Origin of the sequence: Vogesella oryzagri, assembly GCF_040148885.1 — a bacterium.
In the GTDB taxonomy this organism is placed as follows: domain Bacteria; phylum Pseudomonadota; class Gammaproteobacteria; order Burkholderiales; family Chromobacteriaceae; genus Vogesella; species Vogesella oryzagri.
Genome location: NZ_JBEFLD010000010.1, coordinates 41341 through 64712 on the forward strand (window position 1 = coordinate 41341; position 23372 = coordinate 64712).

At 62.0% G+C, this 23372-nt stretch carries 21 protein-coding genes and 1 tRNA gene; 15 read left to right on the forward strand and 7 right to left on the reverse strand.

Annotated features, from left to right (window positions below; genetic code table 11):
* Window positions 1-173 precede the first annotated feature (173 nt).
* The 6 genes from ABNW52_RS17100 to ABNW52_RS17125 all read left to right on the forward strand — a co-directional run bounded on the left by ABNW52_RS17100 (window position 174) and on the right by ABNW52_RS17125 (window position 8374).
* A complete protein-coding gene (locus ABNW52_RS17100; RefSeq protein ID WP_349590454.1) occupies window positions 174-1958 on the forward strand; it encodes an acyl-CoA dehydrogenase in 1785 nt (594 codons plus the stop codon).
* Window positions 1959-2238: 280 nt separating this feature from the next.
* A complete protein-coding gene (gene carA / locus ABNW52_RS17105) occupies window positions 2239-3372 on the forward strand; it encodes a glutamine-hydrolyzing carbamoyl-phosphate synthase small subunit (protein WP_349590457.1) in 1134 nt (377 codons plus the stop codon).
* Window positions 3373-3387: 15 nt separating this feature from the next.
* Window positions 3388-4032 carry a leucine efflux protein LeuE gene (gene leuE / locus ABNW52_RS17110; RefSeq protein WP_349590460.1) on the forward strand — a complete coding sequence of 215 codons (645 nt, stop codon included), beginning with the start codon at window positions 3388-3390 and terminating at the stop codon, window positions 4030-4032.
* Between the two features lie 32 nt (window positions 4033-4064).
* The gene (gene carB / locus ABNW52_RS17115) at window positions 4065-7274 is read left to right on the forward strand and encodes a carbamoyl-phosphate synthase large subunit (RefSeq protein ID WP_349590462.1); all 3210 of its coding nucleotides are present in this window, start codon (window positions 4065-4067) and stop codon (window positions 7272-7274) included.
* A gap of 143 nt (window positions 7275-7417) precedes the next feature.
* Entirely contained in the window at window positions 7418-7894 is a 477-nt protein-coding gene (greA, locus tag ABNW52_RS17120) for a transcription elongation factor GreA (protein WP_349590464.1), read from the forward strand.
* Between the two features lie 48 nt (window positions 7895-7942).
* On the forward strand, window positions 7943-8374 hold the full coding sequence (locus ABNW52_RS17125) for a DUF4149 domain-containing protein (protein ID WP_349590467.1): 432 nt from the start codon (window positions 7943-7945) through the stop codon (window positions 8372-8374).
* A 69-nt stretch (window positions 8375-8443) separates the two neighbouring features.
* Here the strand turns inward: ABNW52_RS17125 and yhbY are convergent, their stop codons facing one another.
* Complete coding sequence (yhbY, locus tag ABNW52_RS17130; RefSeq protein ID WP_386108376.1) at window positions 8444-8770, reverse strand: ribosome assembly RNA-binding protein YhbY; 327 nt, start codon at window positions 8768-8770, stop codon at window positions 8444-8446.
* An 83-nt stretch (window positions 8771-8853) separates the two neighbouring features.
* Here yhbY and rlmE point away from each other — a divergent pair, with 83 nt between their 5' ends.
* From rlmE to ABNW52_RS17155, 5 genes are all read left to right on the forward strand, one after another.
* On the forward strand, window positions 8854-9474 hold the full coding sequence (gene rlmE, locus ABNW52_RS17135) for a 23S rRNA (uridine(2552)-2'-O)-methyltransferase RlmE (RefSeq protein WP_349590707.1): 621 nt from the start codon (window positions 8854-8856) through the stop codon (window positions 9472-9474).
* 69 nt (window positions 9475-9543) lie between these two features.
* Window positions 9544-11448: an ATP-dependent zinc metalloprotease FtsH gene (ftsH, locus tag ABNW52_RS17140; protein WP_349590470.1), complete on the forward strand. Its 1905-nt coding sequence runs from the start codon at window positions 9544-9546 to the stop codon at window positions 11446-11448.
* Between the two features lie 112 nt (window positions 11449-11560).
* Window positions 11561-12400 carry a dihydropteroate synthase gene (gene folP, locus ABNW52_RS17145; protein WP_349590472.1) on the forward strand — a complete coding sequence of 280 codons (840 nt, stop codon included), beginning with the start codon at window positions 11561-11563 and terminating at the stop codon, window positions 12398-12400.
* A 70-nt stretch (window positions 12401-12470) separates the two neighbouring features.
* Window positions 12471-13802, forward strand: a complete 1332-nt coding sequence (gene glmM / locus ABNW52_RS17150) for a phosphoglucosamine mutase (protein WP_349590475.1) — start codon at window positions 12471-12473, stop codon at window positions 13800-13802.
* A gap of 246 nt (window positions 13803-14048) precedes the next feature.
* Complete coding sequence (locus ABNW52_RS17155) at window positions 14049-14669, forward strand: DedA family protein (RefSeq protein ID WP_349590478.1); 621 nt, start codon at window positions 14049-14051, stop codon at window positions 14667-14669.
* Window positions 14670-14735: 66 nt separating this feature from the next.
* Here the strand turns inward: ABNW52_RS17155 and ABNW52_RS17160 are convergent, their stop codons facing one another.
* Window positions 14736-15062 (reverse strand): FKBP-type peptidyl-prolyl cis-trans isomerase, encoded by a 327-nt coding sequence (locus tag ABNW52_RS17160; protein WP_349590480.1) that lies wholly within the window; start codon window positions 15060-15062, stop codon window positions 14736-14738.
* Window positions 15063-15216: 154 nt separating this feature from the next.
* Here ABNW52_RS17160 and ABNW52_RS17165 point away from each other — a divergent pair, with 154 nt between their 5' ends.
* The gene (locus ABNW52_RS17165) at window positions 15217-15993 is read left to right on the forward strand and encodes a DUF2189 domain-containing protein (RefSeq protein WP_349590483.1); all 777 of its coding nucleotides are present in this window, start codon (window positions 15217-15219) and stop codon (window positions 15991-15993) included.
* Between the two features lie 12 nt (window positions 15994-16005).
* A complete protein-coding gene (locus ABNW52_RS17170) occupies window positions 16006-16959 on the forward strand; it encodes a D-2-hydroxyacid dehydrogenase (protein ID WP_349590486.1) in 954 nt (317 codons plus the stop codon).
* A 352-nt stretch (window positions 16960-17311) separates the two neighbouring features.
* Here ABNW52_RS17170 and ABNW52_RS17175 read toward each other — a convergent pair whose 3' ends face one another.
* Window positions 17312-17788, reverse strand: coding sequence for a DUF1841 family protein (locus tag ABNW52_RS17175; RefSeq protein ID WP_349590489.1), 477 nt, complete (start codon window positions 17786-17788; stop codon window positions 17312-17314).
* A 53-nt stretch (window positions 17789-17841) separates the two neighbouring features.
* Here ABNW52_RS17175 and ABNW52_RS17180 point away from each other — a divergent pair, with 53 nt between their 5' ends.
* On the forward strand, window positions 17842-18327 hold the full coding sequence (locus tag ABNW52_RS17180; protein ID WP_349590492.1) for a glutathione peroxidase: 486 nt from the start codon (window positions 17842-17844) through the stop codon (window positions 18325-18327).
* A 78-nt stretch (window positions 18328-18405) separates the two neighbouring features.
* Here the strand turns inward: ABNW52_RS17180 and trmB are convergent, their stop codons facing one another.
* Window positions 18406-19086, reverse strand: coding sequence for a tRNA (guanosine(46)-N7)-methyltransferase TrmB (gene trmB, locus ABNW52_RS17185; protein WP_349590495.1), 681 nt, complete (start codon window positions 19084-19086; stop codon window positions 18406-18408).
* A 96-nt stretch (window positions 19087-19182) separates the two neighbouring features.
* On the reverse strand, window positions 19183-20049 hold the full coding sequence (locus ABNW52_RS17190) for an SDR family oxidoreductase (RefSeq protein ID WP_349590498.1): 867 nt from the start codon (window positions 20047-20049) through the stop codon (window positions 19183-19185).
* Window positions 20050-20083: 34 nt separating this feature from the next.
* Here ABNW52_RS17190 and ABNW52_RS17195 point away from each other — a divergent pair, with 34 nt between their 5' ends.
* Window positions 20084-21112 (forward strand): CDP-6-deoxy-delta-3,4-glucoseen reductase, encoded by a 1029-nt coding sequence (locus ABNW52_RS17195; protein WP_349590501.1) that lies wholly within the window; start codon window positions 20084-20086, stop codon window positions 21110-21112.
* Window positions 21113-21317: 205 nt separating this feature from the next.
* Here the strand turns inward: ABNW52_RS17195 and ABNW52_RS17200 are convergent.
* Window positions 21318-21394 (reverse strand) — tRNA-Ile (locus ABNW52_RS17200).
* A 31-nt stretch (window positions 21395-21425) separates the two neighbouring features.
* A complete protein-coding gene (rpoD, locus tag ABNW52_RS17205; protein ID WP_349590504.1) occupies window positions 21426-23354 on the reverse strand; it encodes an RNA polymerase sigma factor RpoD in 1929 nt (642 codons plus the stop codon).
* Window positions 23355-23372 lie beyond the last annotated feature (18 nt).

Consider the following 23372-nt stretch of genomic DNA (forward strand, 5'->3'; position numbering starts at 1 on the left):
AGTACCCATAAAACAAGGCGCGGCGCTACGGTGCCGCGTCAAACAAGAAAGCCGGCCATGACCGGTTCGTCTGGGGAATACCAGCCGCACATTGCTGCGGCGGGCATGTCCGTTGGCGGACAGCATGGCCGGCTTTTTTGCACGACGATGGAAGTTATAGAGGAGCGGTACCCATGATTTACAAGGCACCAAGCAAGGACATTCGTTTTGCACTTAACGAGCTGGCGGAACTGCCGGCGATCTGCACCCTGCCGGGTTACGAGGATTGCAGCGTCGAGCTGACCGACGCCATTCTGGAGGAGGGCGCCAAGTTCGCCGAGAACGTGCTGGCCCCAATCAACCGCAACGGCGACCAGGGCGCCAAGTGGGCGCCGGATTTCAGCGTGACTGCCGCCGAGGGCTTCAAGGATGCCTGGCAGCAGTACGTGGAAGCCGGCTGGGTCGGTCTGCGTGCGCCGGCCGATTACGGCGGCCAGGGGTTGCCGGCACTGGTGGCAATTGCCGCCGAGGAAATGTGGTGCTCGGCCAACCTGGCATTCTCGCTGGCGCCGCTGCTGACGCTGGGCGCGGTGGAGGCGATCAACCACCATGCCTCGGAAGAATTGAAAGCGGTCTACCTGCCGCGCATGTCCAGCGGCGAGTGGACCGGCACCATGAACCTGACCGAGCCGCAGGCCGGCTCTGATCTGGCGCAGGTGCGCAGCAAGGCGCTGCCGGTGGGCGACGGCAGCTACAAGATCAGCGGCCAGAAGATTTTCATTACCTGGGGTGAGCACGACATGGCGGACAACATCGTCCACCTGGTGCTGGCCCGTCTGCCGGATGCGCCGGCCGGGGTGAAGGGCATTTCGCTGTTCATCGTGCCCAAGTTCCTGGTCAATGCCGATGGCAGCCTGGGGGCGCGTAACGATGTGCGTTGCGTATCACTGGAGCACAAGCTGGGCATTCACGGCAGCCCTACCGCGGTGATGAGCTTCGGCGACGACGGTGGCGCTATCGGCTATCTGGTGGGTGAGGCCAACAAGGGCCTGGGTTATATGTTCACCATGATGAACCACGCCCGCCTTGGCGTCGGCGTGGAAGGTATGGCGGTGTCCGAGCGCGCCTACCAGAAGGCGGTGGAATACGCGCGTGATCGGGTACAGAGCCGCGCAGTCGGCAGCCCGGACCCGGCCGGGGTGGCCATTATTCGTCACCCGGATGTGCGCCGCATGCTGATGACCATGCGTGCACAGATCGAGGCGCAGCGTGCGCTGGCCTTCTACGCCGCTGCCGCGCTGGATCGCGCCGCACGTCACCCGGTGGCCAGCGAAGCCGCTCGCAACCAGGCGCTGGTGAACTTCCTGATCCCGATCGTTAAGGGCTGGAACACCGAGCAGGCTAACGAGATCACCAGTCTTGCGGTGCAGGTGCATGGCGGCATGGGCTTTATCGAAGAGACCGGCGTGGCGCAGTACTACCGCGATGCGCGCATCACTGCGATCTACGAGGGCACTACCGGCATCCAGGCGCTGGACCTGATCGGTCGTAAGACCGCGGCGGAAGACGGTGTTACCGCACGCTGGCTGCTGGAGGAAGTGCGCGTGACCGCCGGCAAGTTGGCCGCCGCCGGTTTCGCCAGCATGGCGGCCAACCTTGAAGCGGCGGCGAAGGATGCCGAGCGCTGCGTGGCCTTCATTCTGGACACTTTCAGTGCCAATCCGGCACTGGCCGCAGCTGGTTCGGTGCCCTTCCTCAAGCTGATGGGCATCGTGCTCGGTGGCTGGATGATGGGACGCGCCGCCTTGATCGCCCGTGCCCAGCAAGGCGACGAGGAAGCGGATGCCGAGTTCCTGGCCGCCAAACTCATCACGGCGCGCTTCTACGCTGAACATCTGCTGCCGCAGGCGAGCGGCTTGGCCGCTGCCATCGTGCACGGCGCCGATAGTGTGCTGGCACTGGATGACAGCCTGTTCTGAGTGACCTGCCAACGCCCCGCTAACGGGGCGTTTTGCTTTGTGGTCGTGGCGAAATCAGCTAGTGTTAACGAGGGCGGCCGGGCTGCTTGACGCGGGCGTCAGCCTGGCTGACGTGCGCGCCATGCAGGGAAATCGCCTGTGCTGGACCGTCGGACGGCTTGCCAAGAGCGGTTTTCGTGTTACAATCGAAAAGTTTATCCGAACGGGACATGCGCAAGCCGCGCGGTGTCCCGTTTGTTGTATAAGTGATTAAAAAAACACTATTTTCAGGAGCCAGCCAGTGACAACCGTACCCGCGATTCTTGCCTTGGCTGACGGCACGCTGTTCAAAGGCGTAGCCATCGGTGCCAATGGCCACACCGTCGGAGAGGTGGTATTCAATACCGCCATTACCGGTTATCAGGAGATCCTTACCGATCCGTCCTATACCCGGCAGATCGTCACCCTGACTTATCCGCATATTGGTAATGTCGGCGCGAACTCGGAAGACACCGAGTCCCGCGCCGTTTTTGCATCCGGTCTGATCATTCGTGATCTGCCGCTGTTGCACAGCAACTTCCGTGCGGAAGCCTCGCTGTCGGATTACCTCAAGCAGAACAACGTTGTCGCCATCGCCGACATCGATACCCGCAAACTTACTCGTCTGCTGCGTGAAAAAGGCGCCCAGGCCGGCTGCATCATGGCCGGTGACATCGACGAAGCGAAAGCTGTCGAGCTGGCGCGCGGTTTTGGCAGCATGGCCGGCCAGGATCTGGCGCAGGTCGTTAGCTGCGAGCAGCCGTACCAGTGGACTACCCGCGAGTGGCGCTTGGGCCAGGGCTACAGCACCCAGACCGATACGCCGTTCCATGTGGTGGCCTACGACTTCGGTGTGAAGCACAACATTCTGCGCATGCTGGCAGAGCGTGGCTGCAAACTCACCGTGGTACCGGCCAAGACCCCGGCCAAGGACGTGCTGGCGTTGAATCCGAACGGCGTGTTCCTCTCCAACGGCCCGGGCGATCCGGAACCGTGCGACTACGCCATCACCGCCATTCGCGACATTCTGGATACCAAGCTGCCGGTATTCGGCATCTGCCTCGGTCACCAGTTGCTGGGGCTGGCCACCGGCGGCAAGACTTCCAAGATGAAGTTCGGCCACCACGGTGCCAATCACCCGGTGCAGGATCTGGATTCCGGCCGCGTGATGATCACCAGCCAGAACCACGGCTTCCAGGTGGATGAAACCAGCCTGCCGGCCAATGTACGCATTACGCACCGTTCGCTGTTCGACGGTACCGTACAGGGTATCGCGTTGACCGACCGCCCAGCGTTCTCGTTCCAGGGCCACCCGGAAGCGAGTCCGGGCCCGGAAGATGTGGCCTATCTGTTCGACCGCTTCATCGCCGCCATGGCCGAGCGTCAACCCGCCTGATCTAAGGAGCGCATCATGTTTGGCATTACCGACCTGACTACCTACATCCTCGGCACCATCTTCATTGTGCTGCTGCCGGGCCCTAATTCGATGTATGTGCTGTCCGTGGCCGCCCAGCGCGGCGTCAAGGCCGGTTTTGCCGGAGCCGCCGGCGTATTCGTCGGCGACTTCATCCTGATGACGCTGGCCGCCACTGGCGCAGCCGGCTTGCTGAAAGCCAATCCGGCGCTGTTCGCCGTGGTCAAGTACCTTGGCGGCGGCTACCTGGCGTGGGTAGGCATCAACATGCTGCGCGGCGCGGTGCGGGCGCTGCGCAACAGCAGTCGTGCCGAAGCTGGCACACCCCAGACAGTGAATGCGGCCAACCCGTTCGTACGGGCACTGGTCATCAGCCTGATGAACCCCAAGGCCATCCTGTTCTTCGTGTCCTTCTTCGTGCAGTTTGTTGATCCGGCCTACGCCTACCCGGCGCTGACCTTCGCCATCCTCGGCGGCATCCTGCAGTGCTTCAGCGTGCTGTATCTGACCGCCATCATTGTCGCCGGCTTCCGTCTGGCCGCCGCATTCCGTCGCCGCCGCAAGTTGGCCGCATCGCTGTCCGGCACCGCGGGCGCGATGTTTGTCGGTTTTGGCGCCAAGTTGGCCGCAGCAAGCCTGTGAACTGAATCATTGAATTGAATTGAGCGAATACGATGCCGAAACGTACTGATATCAAGAGCATTCTCATTATTGGCGCTGGCCCGATCGTTATCGGCCAGGCGTGCGAATTCGACTACTCCGGCGCCCAGGCCTGCAAGGCGCTGCGGGAAGAGGGTTACAAAGTCATTCTGGTGAACTCCAACCCGGCCACCATCATGACCGACCCGAACATGGCCGACGTCACCTACATCGAGCCGATTACCTGGCCGGTGGTGGAAAAGATCATCGCCAAGGAGCGTCCGGACGCGATCCTGCCGACCATGGGCGGCCAGACCGCGCTGAACTGTGCACTGGACCTGGCGCGCAACGGCGTGCTGGAGAAGTACAAGGTGGAGCTGATCGGTGCTACCGAAGACGCCATCGACAAGGCGGAAGACCGCGGCCGCTTCAAGGAAGCCATGGCCAAGATCGGCCTGTCCTGCCCGCTGTCCTTCGTCTGTCATACCATGGAAGAGTCGCTGGAGGCGCAGGCTAAGGTTGGCTTCCCGACCCTGATCCGCCCGTCGTTCACCATGGGCGGTTCCGGCGGTGGCATCGCCTACAACAAGGAAGAGTTCCTGGCCATCTGCGAGCGCGGTTTCGAAGCGTCGCCGACCCACGAGCTGCTGATCGAACAATCCGTACTCGGCTGGAAAGAGTACGAGATGGAAGTGGTGCGCGATCGCAACGACAACTGCATCATCATCTGCTCGATCGAAAACTTCGACCCGATGGGCGTGCACACCGGCGACTCCATCACCGTGGCCCCGGCGCAGACGCTGACCGACAAGGAATATCAGATCATGCGCAATGCCTCGCTGGCAGTGCTGCGTGAAATCGGCGTCGATACCGGCGGTTCCAACGTGCAGTTCGCCACCAACCCGGACACCGGCGAGATGATCGTGATCGAGATGAACCCGCGTGTGTCGCGTTCCTCGGCGCTGGCCTCCAAGGCTACCGGCTTCCCGATCGCCAAAGTGGCCGCCAAGCTGGCGGTGGGTTACACCCTGGACGAACTGCGCAACGAGATCACCGGCGGTGCCACCCCGGCCTCGTTCGAGCCGTCCATCGACTACGTGGTAACCAAGATCCCGCGTTTCGCCTTCGAGAAATTCCCGCAGGCCGACGACCGCCTGACCACGCAGATGAAATCGGTGGGCGAAGTGATGGCCATGGGCCGCACGCTGCAGGAATCGATGCAGAAAGCGCTGCGCGGCCTGGAAACCGGCTTGTCCGGTTTCAACCCGGTGACCAGCAACGAAGAAACCATCCGTCACGAACTGGGTGCCCCCGGTCCGGAACGCATTCTGTACGTGGCCGACGCCTTCCGCATCGGCATGAGCCGTGACGACATCTTCGCCGTCAGCAAGATCGACCCGTGGTTCCTGGCGCAGATCGAAGATCTGATCGGCGAAGAGCAAGCACTGGCCGGCCGCAAGGTGGACAGCCTAGGCTACGACGAACTGCGTCGCCTGAAGCGCAAGGGCTTCTCCGACCGCCGTCTGGGCGAGCTGCTGGGCACCGACCAAGCTGCCGTGCGTGCGCATCGCTGGAGCCTGCAGCTGCACCCGGTGTACAAGCGGGTGGATACCTGCGCCGCCGAATTCGCCACCAACACCGCCTATATGTACTCCACCTACGAGGAAGAGTGCGAGTCTGCACCGACCGATCGCAAGAAGGTGATGGTACTGGGTGGCGGCCCGAACCGTATCGGCCAGGGTATCGAGTTCGACTACTGCTGCGTGCATGCCGCGCTGGCGCTGCGCGAGTCCGGCTTCGAGACCATCATGGTCAACTGCAACCCGGAAACCGTGTCCACCGACTACGATACCTCTGACCGTCTGTATTTCGAGCCGCTGACGCTGGAAGACGTGCTGGAAATCTGCCGTGTGGAAAAACCGTTCGGCGTGATCGTGCAGTACGGCGGCCAGACCCCGCTGAAACTGGCGCGTGCGCTGGAAGCCAACGGCGTGCCCATCATTGGCACCAGCCCGGACATGATCGATGCCGCCGAAGACCGCGAGCGCTTCCAGCTGCTGCTGAACGACCTGGGTCTGAAGCAGCCGCCGAACCGCACCGCGCGCAACCCGGTGGATGCCATGCGTCTGGCCGAGGAAATCGGCTACCCGCTGGTGGTGCGTCCGTCCTACGTGCTGGGTGGCCGCGCGATGGAAATCGTGCACGAGCCGGCCGATCTGGAACGCTACATGCGCGAAGCGGTGAAGGTGTCCAACGACAGCCCGGTGCTGCTGGACCGCTTCCTCAATGACGCCATCGAAGTGGATGTGGACTGCATCTCCGACGGTGAGAACGTGGTAATCGGTGGCATCATGCAGCATATCGAACAGGCTGGTGTGCACTCCGGTGACTCCGCCTGCTCGCTGCCGCCATACAGCCTGTTCCCGGCAGTGCAGGACGAGATCCGCCGCCAGACCGAGGCCATGGCCCGTGCGCTGAACGTGGTAGGCCTGATGAACGTGCAGTTCGCCATCCAGGGCGACACCATCTACGTGCTGGAAGTGAACCCGCGCGCGTCGCGGACCGTGCCGTTCGTGTCCAAGGTAACCTCGGTACCGCTGGCCAAGATCGCCGCCCGTGCCATGGCCGGCATCAGCCTGACCGAGCAGGGCTTCACCAAGGAAGTGGTGCCGCCGTACTACGCGGTGAAGGAAGCGGTATTCCCGTTCATCAAGTTCCCGGGCGTGGATACCATCCTGGGACCGGAGATGAAGTCCACCGGTGAAGTGATGGGGGTTGGCCGCACCTTTGCCGAAGCCTTCGTCAAGAGCCAACTGGGTGCCGGCGACAAGCTGCCACGTACCGGCAAGGTATTCCTGTCGCTGCGTCAGAGCGACAAGGAAGGTGGCGTGGAAGTGGCGCGCGAACTGCAGAAGCTGGGCTTTGGCGTATGCGCTACCCGCGGTACCGCCAAGGCGCTGGCCGAGGCGGGCATCGTGGTGCAGGTGGTGAACAAGGTTAACGAAGGCCGCCCGCACATTGTCGACATGATCAAGAATGGCGAAATCGACATCCTGGTGAATACCGTGGACGAGAAACGCCAGGCGATCCAGGACAGCCACGCCATCCGCCGCTCCGCGCTGCAGATGCGCGTGCCGCAGTACACCACCCTGGCTGGTGCCAAGGCCGTGTGCGTTGGCCTATCGCACGTTGACGATTTCGATGTCTACAGTGTGCAGCAGCTGCACGCCGAAGTGCAGGGTTAAGCGGTACTGCCTGCGGCCAACCTTTGAACCGCAGGCAAAATCCCGTTACAATTCGCGCTGACAACATCGTCCGCCAAGCCGCCGTCCTGTACGGCGGCTTGCGCTTTTATCATGGGGCGGGAAGGCCCCCCGGAGAACAGAACATGATCAAAGTCCCGCTGACCGTACGTGGCGCCGAGCTACTCAAGGCCGAATTGCAGCGCCTGAAAAGCGTGGAGCGTCCGTCGGTAATCGAGGCTATCGCCGAAGCGCGTTCCCATGGCGATCTGTCGGAAAACGCCGAATACGATGCCGCCAAGGAGCGCCAGGCGTTCGTGGAAGGGCGCATTGCCGAGCTGGAAGCCAAGCTTTCCAACGCCCAGATCATTGACCCGAACGATCTGGATGCCGATGGCCGCATCGTGTTTGCCGCCACCGTCAAGCTGCTGGATCTGGAAAGCGAAGACGAAGTGACCTACCAGATCGTGGGTGACGATGAGGCGGACATCAAGGATGGCAAGGTGTCGATCAATTCGCCGATCGCCCGCGCGCTGATCGGCAAGGAAGGCGGCGACGTGGCCGAAGTACAGGCCCCGGGCGGCATCCGCGAATACGAGATTCTGGACGTACTCTACATCTGAGCTGCCGCAGGGCACGCTGGCCGCTAAGCCGGCCGGACAGGGGGTTGCATGAACGGTTTGCGTGAAATTGCCCGTACCTTGTGGATTGGCGGCATGTGGGTGGTGGGCATTATCGTGGCGCCGGTACTGTTTTCGGCGCTGAATAATGCCACCGCCGGCATGGTGGCTGGCCGCCTGTTTGCCGCCATCGCCTGGGTCGGGCTGGTATGTAGTGTGTTCCTGATGGTGGAGCTGGTGCTGCGCAATGGCGCGCGGGCGCTGAAGAGTGCGCCGTTCTGGCTGCTGGTGGGGATGCTGGTGTGCATCATCATCAACCATTTCGCGGTGACGCCGATCATTGCCGGGCTGAAGGCGCAGATGAACCATGCGGCGGAAGGCTTGTTTGGCGGCGGCTTCGCCACTTGGCACGCCATTTCCAGCCTGATTTATCTGGTGCAGAGCCTGATGGGGTTGATGTACATCCTGAGCAACGACAACTGAGCGTTGCGGCCAACAAAAAAGCGGTGGCATGCCACCGCTTTTTTCTCGTGCCGGACACCGCGTTTACGGTTACGGGCGTGCCTTCAGCGCTTTCTTGCTCTTGGGCAGCTCGATCAGCTGCTTGTCGGACGGGCGGTACAGCACCAGCAGTTTGCCGATATGCTGTACTTGGCCGGCTCCCAGCTCGTCGCTGATTTGTTCGTACATCGCCACGCGGGCATCGCGGTCGTCGCCCTGTACGCGAACTTTAATCAGCTCGTGAGCGTCCAGGTTGATGGCGATTTCGCGGATAACCGACTCGGTCAGGCCGTTGTTGCCGATCATCACCACCGGGCTCAGCGAGTGGGCCAGACCTTTCAGGTATTGGCGCTGGACTGTGGTCAGTTCAATTTTCATGTATTGCTTCAAGTTTCAGATTAAAAAGCGATTTTACTAGACTTTAGCCTAATCCCCAACGGGGATTTTCGATGCAGGAATTCATCATGGCACGCAGCAAAACCAGTAATGCCTGGCTGAAAGAACACGTTAACGATTCATATGTGCAGATGGCGCAAAAGGATGGCTACCGTGCCCGTGCCGCCTACAAGCTGCTGGAAATCAACGACAAGGACAAATTGATCCGCCCCGGCACGGTACTGGCTGACCTGGGTTCGGCACCCGGTAGCTGGTCGCAGGTGGCGGCGCGTATCGTCGGCGACAGCGGCAAGGTATTCGCGCTAGACATCCTGCCGATGGACCCGATTGCCGATGTGGCATTCATCCAGGGCGATTTTCGCGAACAGGAAGTGCTGGAAGAATTCGTCGCCTTGCTGGGCGGGCGCGAACTTGATCTTGTAATTTCCGACATGGCGCCCAATATCTCCGGGATGAGCAGCATCGATCAGGCGCGCAGTTTTCACCTGACCGAGCTGGCGCTGGAATTTGCTCGCGATCACCTGAAACCCGGCGGGAGCTTTCTCGTCAAAGTGTTCCAGGGGAGCGAATTTCAGGATTACATGAAAGCCATGCGCGAATTGTTTACCGAAGTGGTAACGCGCAAGCCCAAGGCTTCGCGCGATCGCTCCAGTGAAATCTACCTGCTGGGCAAGGGCCGTCGCTGACAGCCTGCCTGCCCCGGTTTACAATCAGATAACCATTTACCTTGTCAGGGCACATAGGAGCACGCTCTTGTGAACAATATCGGTAAGAATATAGCGATCTGGGTGATCATCGGTCTGGTGCTGATGACCGTGTTTAACCAGTTCACCAAACGTCAGGAAACGCAGAACCAGATCGAGTATTCGCAGTTCATCAGCGATGTCGAAACTGGCAAGGTGCAGTCCCTTACTATCGAAGGCAACCCGTTGCGCGGGCAGTGGATTCGCGGCAAGCGCAACGACGGCTCGCAGTTCAGCGCGTTTGCGCCGCTGGATACCAAGCTGGTGGACGTGCTGATCAATAACAACGTGCGCTTCTCCGCCAAGCCGGAAGAAGAGCCGTCGATGCTGATGAACATCTTCATCAGCTGGTTCCCGATGCTGCTGCTGATCGGCGTATGGTTCTTCTTCATGCGCCAGATGCAGGGCGGTGGCAAGGGCGGCGCGTTCTCGTTCGGCAAGAGCAAGGCGCGCATGCTGGATCAGGACACCAACACCGTGACCTTTGCCGATGTGGCCGGTTGTGACGAGGCCAAGGAAGAGGTGAAGGAGATCGTCGATTACCTGCGCGATCCGACCCGCTACCAGAGCCTGGGTGGCCGCATTCCGCGCGGCATCCTGCTGGCAGGCAGCCCGGGTACCGGTAAGACACTGCTGGCCAAGGCCATCGCCGGCGAAGCCAAGGTGCCGTTCTTCAGCATTTCCGGTTCCGATTTCGTGGAAATGTTCGTTGGTGTCGGCGCCTCCCGCGTGCGCGACATGTTCGAACAGGCCAAGAAAAACGCGCCGTGCATCATCTTCATCGATGAAATCGATGCGGTTGGCCGCCAGCGTGGCGCCGGCCTCGGCGGTGGCAACGACGAACGCGAACAGACCCTCAACCAGCTGCTGGTGGAGATGGACGGCTTCGAAACCAACCAGACCGTAATCGTGATCGCCGCCACCAACCGTCCGGACGTACTGGACCCGGCGCTGCAGCGTCCTGGCCGTTTCGACCGTCAGGTGGTAGTGCCGTTGCCGGATATCCGCGGTCGTGAGCAGATCCTGGGCGTGCATATGCGCAAGGTGCCGATTGCCGCCGACGTGGATGCTGCAATCATCGCGCGCGGTACGCCGGGTTTTTCCGGTGCCGATCTCGCCAACCTGGTGAATGAAGCGGCGCTGTTTGCCGCCCGCCGCAACAAGCGCCTGGTGGATATGCTGGACTTCGAGTCCGCCAAGGACAAGATCATGATGGGCGCCGAGCGCAGATCTATGGTGATGTCCGAGGAAGAGAAGAAAAACACTGCTTACCACGAGTCTGGCCATGCGGTGGTTGCCAAGCTGTTGCCCAAGTCCGATCCGGTGCACAAGGTCACCATCATCCCGCGTGGCCGTGCACTGGGCGTGACCATGCAGCTGCCGGAAGAAGACCGCTACGCCTACGATCGTGGCTATCTGCTGGACCGTATCGCCATCCTGTTCGGCGGCCGTATTGCCGAAGAGCTGTTCATGAACCAGATGACCACCGGCGCCAGCAACGACTTCGAACGTGCCACCCAGATGGCGCGCGATATGGTGACCCGCTACGGCATGTCCGACAAGCTGGGGCCGATGGTGTACGGCGAAAACGAGGGTGAAGTGTTCCTTGGCCGTTCCATCACCACTCACAAGAACCTGTCGGAAGCAACGCTGCAGCAGGTCGATCTGGAGATCCGCCGCATCATCGACCAGCAGTACTCGCTGGCGCGCCGTCTGCTGGACGAGAACCGCGACAAGGTGGAAGCGATGACCGCAGCGCTGCTGGAGTGGGAAACCATTGACGCCGAGCAGATCAACGACATCATGGATGGTCGCCCGCCGCGTCCGCCGAAACCGGGCGGCGGTTTCGCCAAGCCGGAGCCGAAGAGCCCGCCGCCAGCACCGGAAGCCAGCACCACGCCGGCTCAGGAACTGTAAGCGCCCACGGCTTGCCAAGCCCAAGGCCGCAGCTTTAAGCTGCGGCCTGTTTTTTTGCTTCTGCCGCAGCCTCTGCGGCGGCGTCAGTCACTCCTCACGCGGTGCGGCCAACATGCAGCCATTTGTTTGCGGGCGTTTCACGCTCGATCTGTCTCGTCCCCTGGTGATGGGCATTCTCAATGTCACCCCCGATTCCTTTTCCGATGGCGGCCGCTACGACCGGCTGGACGTGGCGCTGGCGCGAGCCGAAGCGTTGCTGGCCGAGGGCGCGGATATCCTCGACATCGGTGGTGAGTCCACCCGCCCGGGCGCGCCGTTCGTCAGCTCGGAGGAAGAGCTGCAGCGCGTGTTGCCGGTGCTGGAAAAGCTGGCGGCGCTGAATGTGCCGTTGTCGCTGGATACCCGCCGCACCAGTGTGATGCAGGCGGCGCTGCAGGCCGGCGCGGTGGATCTGATCAACGATGTGTCGGCGCTGGAAGACGACGGCGCGCTGGCATTGGTGGCTGCGGCCAACGTTGGTATCTGCCTGATGCACAAGCAGGGCAACCCGGACAATATGCAGCACAAGCCCATCTATCAGGATGTGGTGGAAGAAGTCGGTGACTACCTGGCGCGCCGCGTGGCGTTGTGCCGCGAGCAGGGCGTGGCCGCCGAGCGGCTGCTGGCCGACCCCGGCTTCGGCTTTGGCAAGACGCTGCAACACAATCTGGACCTGCTGCGCGAACTGCCACGGCTGGAAGCGCTGGCCGGCGCGCCATTGCTGGTGGGCATGTCGCGCAAGTCCATGCTGGGCGCCATTACCGGCGAGCCGCAACCGGACCAGCGCCTGGGCGCCAGCGTGGCGGTGGCACTGTTAGCCGCCCAGCGCGGGGCGAAGATCATCCGCGTGCACGACGTGAAAGCCACGCGTCAGGCACTGCAGGTATGGCAGGCGCTGGCCGATTCCGAATAACCAATGTGGCTGTCCGCCGGCAGGGCGCCGGCGGTAAAATGGCCGCCATACGCAATACAAGGGGCTAACAATGGGCCGTAAATATTTTGGTACCGACGGAGTGCGCGGCGAAGTCGGCAAGTTTCCGATCACCCCGGACTTCGTACTGCGCCTGGGCTACGCCGCCGGCAAAGTGCTGGTCGACCACGAGCGCCAGGAACATCCGACGGTGATCATCGGCAAGGACACGCGCATCTCCGGCTACATGCTGGAGGCGGCGCTGCAGGCCGGTCTTACCGCCGCCGGGGTCAATGTGCTGTTGACCGGGCCGCTGCCGACGCCCGGCATCGCCTACCTGACGCGCGCGCTGCGGCTGTCGGCCGGGGTGATGATTTCCGCCTCGCACAACCCGTACCAGGATAACGGCATCAAGTTCTTCGCCGAAGGCGGCAAGAAGCTGGACGATGCGCTGGAGCTGCAGATCGAGGCGATGCTGGATTCGCCGATGGAGACCAGCCCATCGCGCGAACTGGGCCGCGCCCGGCGCATCGACGGCGCTGCCGAGCGCTACATCGAGTTCTGCAAGAGCACCTTCCCTAACGAGCTGAACCTCAAGGGCATGAAGCTGGTGGTGGACTGCGCGCACGGCGCTACCTATCACATCGCGCCCAAGGTGTTCCACGAGCTGGGCGCCGAGCTGATCACCATCGGCGGCGAGCCGAACGGCTACAACATCAACGATGGCGTCGGGGCGACGCACCCGGAAGCGGTGGCGGCGGCGGTGCAGGCGCATGGTGCCGATTTCGGTATCTCGCTGGATGGCGACGGCGACCGCCTGATGATGGCGGATCGTGATGGCAAGCTGTACGACGGCGACCAGTTGATCTACGTGGTGGCCAAGGCGCGTGCGGCGCGCGGCCAACTGCACGGCGGCGTGGTGGGCACGGTGATGACCAATCTGGCAATGGAGCTGGCGCTGCAGCAGCAGGGCATCCCGTTTGGTCGCGCCAAGGTGGGCGACCGCTACGTGCTGGAAATGCTGCATGCCAACGGCTGGCAGGTGGGGGGCGAAGCCTCCGGCCACATCCTGTGCCTGGACAAGCACAGCACCGGCGACGGCATCATCTCCTGCCTGCAAGTGTTGGCCGCATGCAAGGAGCTGGGCAAGGATCTGGCCACCATCTGCAATGACTGGCAGCCGTTCCCGCAGACGATGATCAACGTACGGCTGAACGGCCAGGACTGGCAGCGTGCCAGCGCCGCGCAGCACGAGGCCGCCACGGCGGCGCTGGCGGGGCGTGGCCGCGTGGTATTGCGCCCGTCCGGTACCGAGCCGGTGGTGCGGGTGATGGTGGAAGCCGACGATGCCGGTCTGGCTGCCCACTGGGCCGAGGCGATTGCCGCGGCGATTCGTGCCGCCTGATGGCGTGGTCTGCCGACAAGCCGCCGCTGGCGGCTTTTTTCATGCCCGCGGTGCGGTTGCGGTCAACCCTGCGGCGATGGCGGTTTTCTTGCCCTGCAGCAAGTTCGTTAAGCGGTGGCCAAGGGGCGCTGTGTTATGATGGCTGCCGTTTCAGAACTGCCTCGACGTGTCCGCCAGCGCGGATGCGCTTCCCGCCGGAAGCGACGTTGATGCGGCTTCGACCGATCAACGGTTTGTCAGGCTGACATGGATATCCTGCAGATTCTCCTCGATTTGTTCACTGGTTACGGTTATCTGGCTGTCTTCCTCGTGTTGCTGGTCTGTGGTTTTGGCGTGCCGATTCCAGAAGACATCACACTGGTGGCGGGCGGCATCATTTCCGGGCTGGGCTATACCAATGTGCACTGGATGTTCGTGGTGGGCATGGCCGGCGTGCTGGTAGGCGACGGCATCATGTTTTTTGCCGGGCGCTTTTTTGGCCACCGCGTGCTGCGTTTCCGCCCGATTGCCAAGGTTATGACACCGGCGCGCTTTGAAGCGGTGCAGGAAAAGTTTGCCAAATACGGTAACTGGGTGCTGTTCGTTGCCCGCTTCCTGCCGGGGCTGCGCACGCCGATCTTCCTTACCGCCGGCCTGACGCGGCGCATCCCCTACTGGCGCTTTTTGCTGATGGACGGCTTTGCCGCGCTGATTTCGGTGCCGATCTGGGTGTACCTGGGCTATCTTGGCGCCAGCAACCATCAATGGCTGATGGCGATGGTGCACCGTGGCCAGGCCGGCATCCTGATCGTGCTGGGCGTGCTGGCGCTGGTGCTGACCGTGGTATGGTGGCGCAAGCGCCGCGCCGCGCAGCAACAATCGTCCTGAGCCGCCTAGCAGCCAGCAAAAAGCCCCGCCTGTTGAGCGGGGCTTTTTACATTGCCTGCGGCGGGATCAGCCAACCTGCAGCAACTCTACTTCAAACACCAAGGTGGCGTTGGGCGGAATCACGCCGCCAGCGCCACGGGCGCCGTAACCCAGTTCCGCCGGGATGGTGAGCTTGCGTTTGCCGCCCACTTTCATGCCCTGCACGCCCTGGTCCCAGCCCTTGATCACGTAACCGGCGCCCAGCGGAAAGCTGAACGGCTGGAAACGGTCCTTGCTGGAGTCGAATTTGCTGCCATCGGTCAGCCAGCCGGTGTAGTGCACGGTCACTTCCTTGCCGGTCTGTGCCTCGATGCCGTCGCCAACGACCAGGTCTTCGATGATCAGTTCTGCCATTGTTATGTCCTCGTTGCTGCAGTGAGTCAGGAGCCGGCCATTCTACCGCGTGCGACGGCGTGCGGTAAGACCGATGTTGTCTTTGCAGCTCAATGGCTTATAACGGTACAAGTCGTCGGTTCAACCACGCTCCTGTCAGCAAAGGGGAACAACCATGGACATTACCCACCTGCCCAGTAATGAGCATATCGTCGTCAAGCATGTTTCTGTCGGCCAGCCGTTGCAGTGGCTGAAGCTGGGATGGCAGGATCTGAAGCGCGCGCCGGCCGATGCAATGTTTTACGGCGCCGCGTTCGTGTTGATGGGCTACCTGCTCAATATGTATTTCAGCTACGCCCCCGAGTACATGATTACCCTGGCCGCGCTGTTCCTGCTGGCCGGGCCGTTCATGGCCATCGGCCTGTACGACATCTCGCGCCAGCTGGAGGCCTTCAACGGCGGCCGTGTGCGCCTGGCGCACAGCATGGCGGCCTGGCGCAGCAATATGCCCGGCTTCTCGCTGTTTGCCGTGCTGCTGGCGGTGATGGTGTTTGGCTGGTTCCGCGTGTCGCTGCTGATGTTTGCGCTGTTCTATGAAGGCAGCGTGCCAACGTTGGATACCCTGGTGGCCAATGCCTTCACCCAGGAAAATATCGGCTTCCTGCTGGCGTGGTTCGGTACCGGCTTCCTGTTTGCCGCCGCCGTGTTCTCGCTGAGCGTGTGCGCCATTCCCATGCTGCTGGATAAAGAGGTGGATACCATTACCGCCATGGTGATGAGCGTGCAGGCGGTGTATCACAATCTGCTGACGATGCTGGTGTGGGCGGCTATCATCGTGGCTCTGACCGCGATCGGGTTTGCCACCCAGTTTGTCGGGCTGCTGCTGATCACCCCGCTGATCGGCCTGTCCAGCTGGCATGCCTATCGTGCCCTGATCACTTACGAGCACTAGACCCGCCAGCACATGACCGCACCCTCCATCGTGTTTCTGGACCGGGACAGCTTGCCTGTCCCGGTTCCCGTTTGTAGCCTGCCACATCACTATCGTGAATATCCCGCCACCCGCCGCGAGCAAATCGTGGCGCACTGTGCCGATGCCGACATCGTCATCAGCAACAAGGTGCCGTTCGATACCGCCACGTTGGCTGCATTGCCGCGCCTGCGGATGCTGGCCATTGCCGCCACCGGCTACAACCACATCGATCTGGAAACCTGCCGTCAGCAGGGCATTGCGGTGGCCAATATCCGCCACTACGGCGACGAGACCGTGGCCGAGCATGCCTTCATGCTGATGATGGCTCTGATGCGCAACCTGCCGGCCTACCAGCGCGACGTCGCCGCCGGCGTGTGGCAGAACGCGGCGCAGTTCTGCCATTTCGGCGCACCGATCCGCGATCTGAAGGGCGCCACGCTGGGCATCTTCGGTAGCGGCGGCATCGGCCAGGAAATGGCGGTGCGGGCCCGTGCCTTCGGCATGCGGGTGCAGTTCGGCGAACGCAAGGGTGCCGCCGTGGTACGCGACGGCTACGTCTCGTTCGATACCCTGCTGGCCAGCTCCGACGTGATCTCGCTGCATTGCCCGCTGAATGACGATACCCGCAACCTGATCGGCGAACGCGAACTGCAGGCGATGAAGCCGGGTGCGGTGCTGGTGAACACCGCTCGCGGCGGCCTGGTGGACGAAGACGCGCTGGTGGCGGCGTTGAAGTATGGCCAGCTAGGCGGCGCCGGTTTCGATGTGCTGTCGGTGGAGCCGCCGCGCGACGGCAACCCGCTGCTGAAGGCGCGGCTGCCGCACCTGATCGTCACCCCGCATGTCGGCTGGGCCAGCCGCGAAGCGATGGAGCGCCTGGCCGCCCAGCTGATGGGCAATATCGAAGCATTCCTGCGCGGAGAGCGGCAGCACCGGCTGGATTGAACGGCCGCCGCTGCTATCACCGCATCAGCAAACCCGCCTGGAGGCGGGTTTTTTATTGTGCGCCAAGGTGGCTGCGAGCCTGTGGCAGCGGTGGGGCCGTGACTGGGTTGCCCGCGGTCGCAGGGCGTCTGGTTGGCAATGCCGGCTGCTAACGGTAGCTGTCGCGTTGATCGCGAGTGGAGGGCAGCGCTAGCGCGGGTGGCGCAGCAGGCGGCTTGCGGCCAACGTGGCGTTGGTTGGCTGGCGTGGTAGCCGGCAGCGGCTGGTACACCGGCTTGCAAAAGCAGGGGGGCTTGACCATAACAAAGGGACCGGCAAAGCGGTCCCTGGCAGTGGTGGCCCGGAGCGGCACCTAGTCGTCCATGTCCTTCAGGTTGAGGCGGCGTTCGTGTTCCGGGTCCAGCCCCAGCTTGCCGCGAATGCAGCTCAGGTACACGTTGACATCCGGCCCGCCACCGTAGCGTTGCGCCTGCCAGATCATCTCGCCCAGACAGTCGATCACCTCGTGCTGGGCGTCGTGTTCGTTGCCGTGCTTGCTCAGCAGTTGCTGGTACAGCGCGCGGATGCCGAACGGCTGGTCGATGGACAGTTGTTCCTCTACCGCCAGGTGCATGCTCATGTGCATGAAGGGGTTGGTTTCGCCCTGTTCCGGCAGCCATTCGCGCTCGCCGTACTGCTCGGGGCGGGCCAGGATGGCGTGGTATTCGGGATGGGCGGCAATTACGCTGGCCAGCAGCTTTTCCAGGTCACTCAGCGGGTGGCCGGCTTGCTGCTTGTTCCAGGTATCGAAAAAGAAACGGCGGGCATCCTGCCGGCTGGGTGCGAACATAATTGTTGACTGAATAACTCGGAAAAGCAGCATTATACGAGGGCATTCCCACCATGACCACGCTTGCCAACTTTACGGCCAATCTGGGCGATGGCCGCCAGCAGCCATTGGCCGACTACCTCGGGCAGGTGGTGCTGATCGTCAACACCGCCAGCGAGTGCGGCTACACCCGCCAGTATGCCGGCCTGCAGGAGCTGCAGGAGGCTCTGGTCACGCGCGGCTTTACCGTGCTGGGCTTTCCTTGCAACCAGTTTGGCGGCCAGGAGCCGGGCGAGGCCGCCGAGATTGAGGCTTTTTGCAGTACGCGTTTCGGCGTGGCGTTTCCACTGTTCGCCAAGGGCGACGTCAACGGTGCTGCTGCCAGCCCTCTATGGCAGTGGCTGACCGGTGCGGCCAACGGCCATCCGCACCCGGTGAAGTGGAACTTCACCAAGTTCCTGATCGACCGCAGGGGGCGGCTGGTGAAGCGTTACGAGCCGGCTGCCGAACCGCACGAGCTGCTGCCGGATATCGAGGTGCTGCTCAACGCCGCCGGCTGAATACTGGCCCTGCGGCGGCACAAAACAATGCGGCCAACCTGGTGGCAGGTTGGCCGCATTGTGCGTTATCGCCGGCGCTTACTTGCGGGTGAACACGATATCCCATACCCCGTGCCCCAGGCGAATGCCACGGGCTTCGAACTTGGTCAGCGGGCGATAGGCCGGGCGCGGCGCGTAGGCTTCAGCAGTGTTCTGCAGCTCGGCATTGGCGCTGAACACTTCCATGATCTGGATGGCGTAGTCTTCCCAGTCGGTGGCGGCATGCAGGTAGCCGCCCGGCTTGAGCTTCTTCACCAGTTTTTCGATGAATGGCACCTGGATCAGGCGGCGCTTGTTGTGGCGCTTCTTGTGCCACGGGTCCGGAAAGAAAATATGCACGCCGTCCAGGCAGCCATCCGGCAGCATATGGTCCATCACCTCTACCGCATCGTGGCGGATCAGGCGCAGGTTGCCCAGCTGCTGTTCTCCGATCAGCTTGCACAGATTGCCCACGCCGGGCGAATGCACTTCGACGCCCAGGTAGTCGTTTTGCGGGTTGGCCGCAGCGATTTCGGCGGTGGCAGTACCCATGCCGAAGCCGATTTCCATGATTTTCGGCGCTTCACGGCCGAATGCCTGTGCCAGATCCAGCGCCTGCGGCTGGTAGTCGATACCCCAGCGCGGCATGCCTTCGTCGATGGCGCGCTGTTGCGAGGCGGTCAGATGGCCCTGACGCAGTACAAAGCTGCGAATGGCGCGGTTGAAGGCCGGATTTTCCATGCTCGTCACTCAAAAACTGCAAAAAGATCGCGATGTTACCGAATCTTGCGCCGCGCGGGTAGGGTGCCGCGCATGCGGCCAACCTTGGTCGTGCGACTAAAGTTCGCGCAGCAGCGCATCCACCGTCGGGTAGCGCAGGCAGCCCGGCAACTCGCGCAGCAGGCGCGCATTGCTTAGCCGCCGCGACTCGGCCATGAACGACCACAGGCCGGGCGACACTTGCTGCTGTACCTGCGCGCGTGACAGGCGTGGCAGCCGCGGGTAGCCAAGCGTGTCCGCCAGCTTGTCGTACCACTCGCCCACCGCCAGCGGCAGGCTGTCGCTGGCGTTGTAGACCCGGATGCCGCCACGCGTCTGCCGCAAAGCGGCGGCGCACAGCCGCGCCAGGTCGTCGGCATGGATATGGTTGCTGATGCTGTCTTCGTCGGCGGCAATCAGCGGTGCCTGGCTGGCAAAGCGCGATAGCGGCAGGCGCTCGGCGGCGTAGATGCCGGGCGCGCGCAGGATGGTCAGCGCGCAGCCATGCAGCATGGCAAAGGCGCGCAGCTGACGTTCCGCATCCACCCGCCGCTGGGCGCGCGGGCTTTGCGGCTGCAGCGGCCGGCTCTCGTCCAGCCAGTCGCCGGCGGCATTGCCATACACGCCGCTGGTGCTGATGTAGACGAAACGCTGTGGTAGACTCGCCGTTTTTGCCAGTTGCGACAATACCTTGCGCAATCTGGGGTCATGCTGGCCGCTGTCCGGCGGTGGTGCCGTGTACAGCACGGCGTCGGCGAGGCCAGCCAGCCGCGACAGGCTGCGGCCAACGTCCAGATCTGCCAGTAGCGGTAGCGCGCCAAGTTCGCGCCATTGCGCGCATTGCTCCGGGCGGCGCAGCAGCGCGATGATGCGCCAGTGGCGTGTTAACAGCGGCAGGGCGCGCCGGGCGATATCGCCGGCGCCAATGATGAGCAAGGTTCGCATACCGGTCATTCTAGCGAGAGTTTAAGGGAACGAGATGACGTGTCAGGTAAAGGTGCTTCCCAGCGGCCATTCTTTTGCCGTAGAAGCGCATGAAACCATTCTGGAAGCGGCACTGCGCCAAAATGTCGGCTTGCCGTACGGTTGCCGCGATGGCGCCTGCGGCGCCTGCAAGGGCAAGGTTGTCGACGGTGAGGTGGAACATGGTGGCGCGCAGGACAAGGCGCTGTCGGCCGCCGATCGCGCACAGGGCTTGGCGCTGTTCTGCTGCGCCAAGCCCAAGGGCGACATCACCATCGAGGCGCGCGAGCTGGCCGGCATTGGCGACATCCAGATCAAGACCCTGCCGTGCCGTGTCGAGTCGATAGACAAGATTCATGACGTCGCGGTGCTCAAGCTCAAGCTGCCGGTGTCCGAGCGTCTGCAGTTCATGGCCGGTCAGTACATCGACATCCTGATGAAGGACGGCAAGAAGCGCAGCTTCTCCATTGCCAATGCGCCGCACGACGATGCTTTCATCGAATTGCACATCCGCCACCAGCCGGGCGGCTCGTTCTCCGACTACGTGTTCAGCGCGATGAAGGAAAAGGAGATCATGCGCTTCAAGGGCCCGCTGGGTTCGTTCTGTCTGCGCGAGGATTCCGACAAGCCGATGATCATGGTGGCCAGCGGCACTGGTTTTGCGCCGATCAAGGGCATCATCGAGCATGCCATCCACCACGGCATTACCCGCCCGATCGTGTTCTACTGGGGGGCCCGCACCCCGGCTGACCTGTACATGGCAGAGCTGGCGGCCAAGTGGCAGGCGGAGAACAGCAACATCACCTTCATCCCGGTGGTCTCCGATGCCTTGCCGGAACACAACTGGCTTGGTCGCCGCGGCTTTGTGCACCAGGCAGTGCTGGATGACTTCGAATCGCTGGCCGGCTACCAGGTCTATGCCTGCGGCGCGCCGATCATGGTGGAGGCTGCACACAAGTCCTTCATCGGTGAGCGCAGCCTGTCTGAAGACGAGTTCTTCTCCGATGCCTTCTTCCTGTCCAAGGACATGAGCGGCAGCAAGTAAGTTGGCTGCATGGCCTGTGCCATGTCAGCCAGCAGTGAAAAGCCACCGCATGCGGTGGCTTTTTTGTTGCCGCTGCGCATGGACGGCGAGCGCCCGGCAATACCGCATTGCATGGCAAGCGGCGCACTTGCCGCAGGCGGGTAGCTGGCTTGCCCGGGTAAATAAAAAGGACTTGCAGATGTTTCTGCAAGTCCTTGATTTTCCATGGTGGGCCCTGCGGGGCTCGAACCCGCGACCAAAGGATTATGAGTCCTCTGCTCTAACCAACTGAGCTAAAGGCCCCAGAGCTGGCAATTATACCAGATGGAAAGCCTTATTGGTTACCCGGCTCGTTGTCCAGGAAGCTGCGCAGCCGCTCGGAACGTGTCGGGTGGCGCAGTTTGCGCAGTGCCTTGGCTTCGATCTGGCGGATGCGTTCGCGGGTCACATCAAACTGTTTGCCCACTTCTTCCAGCGTGTGGTCGGTGTTCATGTCGATGCCGAAACGCATGCGCAGCACCTTGGCTTCGCGCGGTGTCAGCGAGTCGAGCACTTCCTTGGTGGCATCGCGCAGGCTGGCGTACATGGCCGCTTCCGCCGGGGCTACAGTCACCGAGTCTTCGATGAAGTCGCCCAGGTGGCTGTCGTCGTCGTCGCCGATCGGGGTTTCCATCGAGATAGGCTCTTTGGAAATCTTCATGATCTTGCGAATCTTGTCTTCCGGCATTTCCATCTTTTCCGCCAGTTCTGCCGGGTCCGGTTCGCGACCGGATTCCTGCAGGATTTGACGGCTGATGCGATTCATCTTGTTGATGGTCTCGATCATGTGCACCGGGATGCGGATGGTGCGTGCCTGGTCGGCAATGGAGCGGGTGATGGCCTGACGAATCCACCAGGTGGCATAGGTGGAGAACTTGTAGCCACGGCGGTATTCAAACTTGTCCACCGCCTTCATCAGACCGATGTTGCCTTCCTGGATCAGATCGAGGAACTGCAGGCCGCGGTTGGTGTACTTCTTGGCAATGGAAATCACCAGGCGTAGGTTGGCCTCGATCATTTCGCGCTTGGCCAGGCGTGCCTTGGTTTCGCCCGACGACATGCGGCGATTGATTTCCTTCAGCTGATCGATACTCATCAGTGCCTGCTTTTGCAGGTCAGCAATCTTGCTTTGCTTTTCGATGATGGCGTACTTGAAGCGCGACAGGGTCTCGGACCAGTCCTTGCCGTTGTCGATCTCTTTTTCCACCCAGTCGAGATTGCACTCGTTGCCCGGGAAGGACTTGATGAAGTGATCGCGCTTCATGCGCACGCGGGTAACACAGATATCCTGGATCTCGCGTTCCAGCTTGCGGATGCCGTTAACGCGTTCACGCAGCTTGTCGCACAGGCTTTCGATCTGGCGGGTGGAGAAGCGGATACCCATGAACAGCTCGGTAATGGCTTCCTGGGCGGCAATATATTGCTTGCTGCCGTAACCGTGCTTGTCCAGTGCAACCAACAGGGTGTCGTAGTGTTCACGAATCTGCGCGAAGTGGGCGAGCGCTTCCTGCTTCAGTTCTTCCAGGTTGGCTTCGTTGATCGCGGCGGTGTCTTCTACCGTCTCTTCGTCTTCTTCGTCTTCTTCGTCTTCATCCACTTCGGCGTCGTCAACGGCAGGCTCGCTGAATTCCACCACCGGCGCGGTTTCCGCTTCCGGATCGATCATGGCGTCGATGATTTCGTCGATACGCAGTTCGCCGGCCTCTACCTGGCTGATCAGGGCCAGTACTTCGGCAACCGAACCCGGGCAGGCGGACAGCGCCTGGATCATGAACTTCAGGCCTTCTTCGATCCGCTTGGCGATGACGATCTCGCCTTCGCGAGTCAGCAGCTCTACCGAACCCATTTCGCGCATGTACATGCGCACCGGGTCGGTGGTGCGGCCGAACTCGGAATCAACGGACGAAAGGGCAGCTTCAGCTTCTTCCACTGCATCTTCATCGGCCACCGGCGGGGTGGCATCGGACATCAGCAGGGTTTCTGCATCCGGGGCTTCTTCATAGACCTGAATGCCAAGGCCACCGATCATGGTGACGATGTTTTCGATCTGTTCGGCGTCGGAAACATCTTCGGGCAGGTGGTCGTTGATCTCAGCGTAGGTGAGGTAACCACGTTCCTTGCCCAGCGCAATCAGCTGGCGCAGCCGTTTGCGCTGCTCTTCCAAGCTCATTGGCTCGGTTGCCGGTTCGTTGTTCTGTTTTTTGGTATCGGGAGATAACGCCATTTGGTTTCCTGCTCGAAA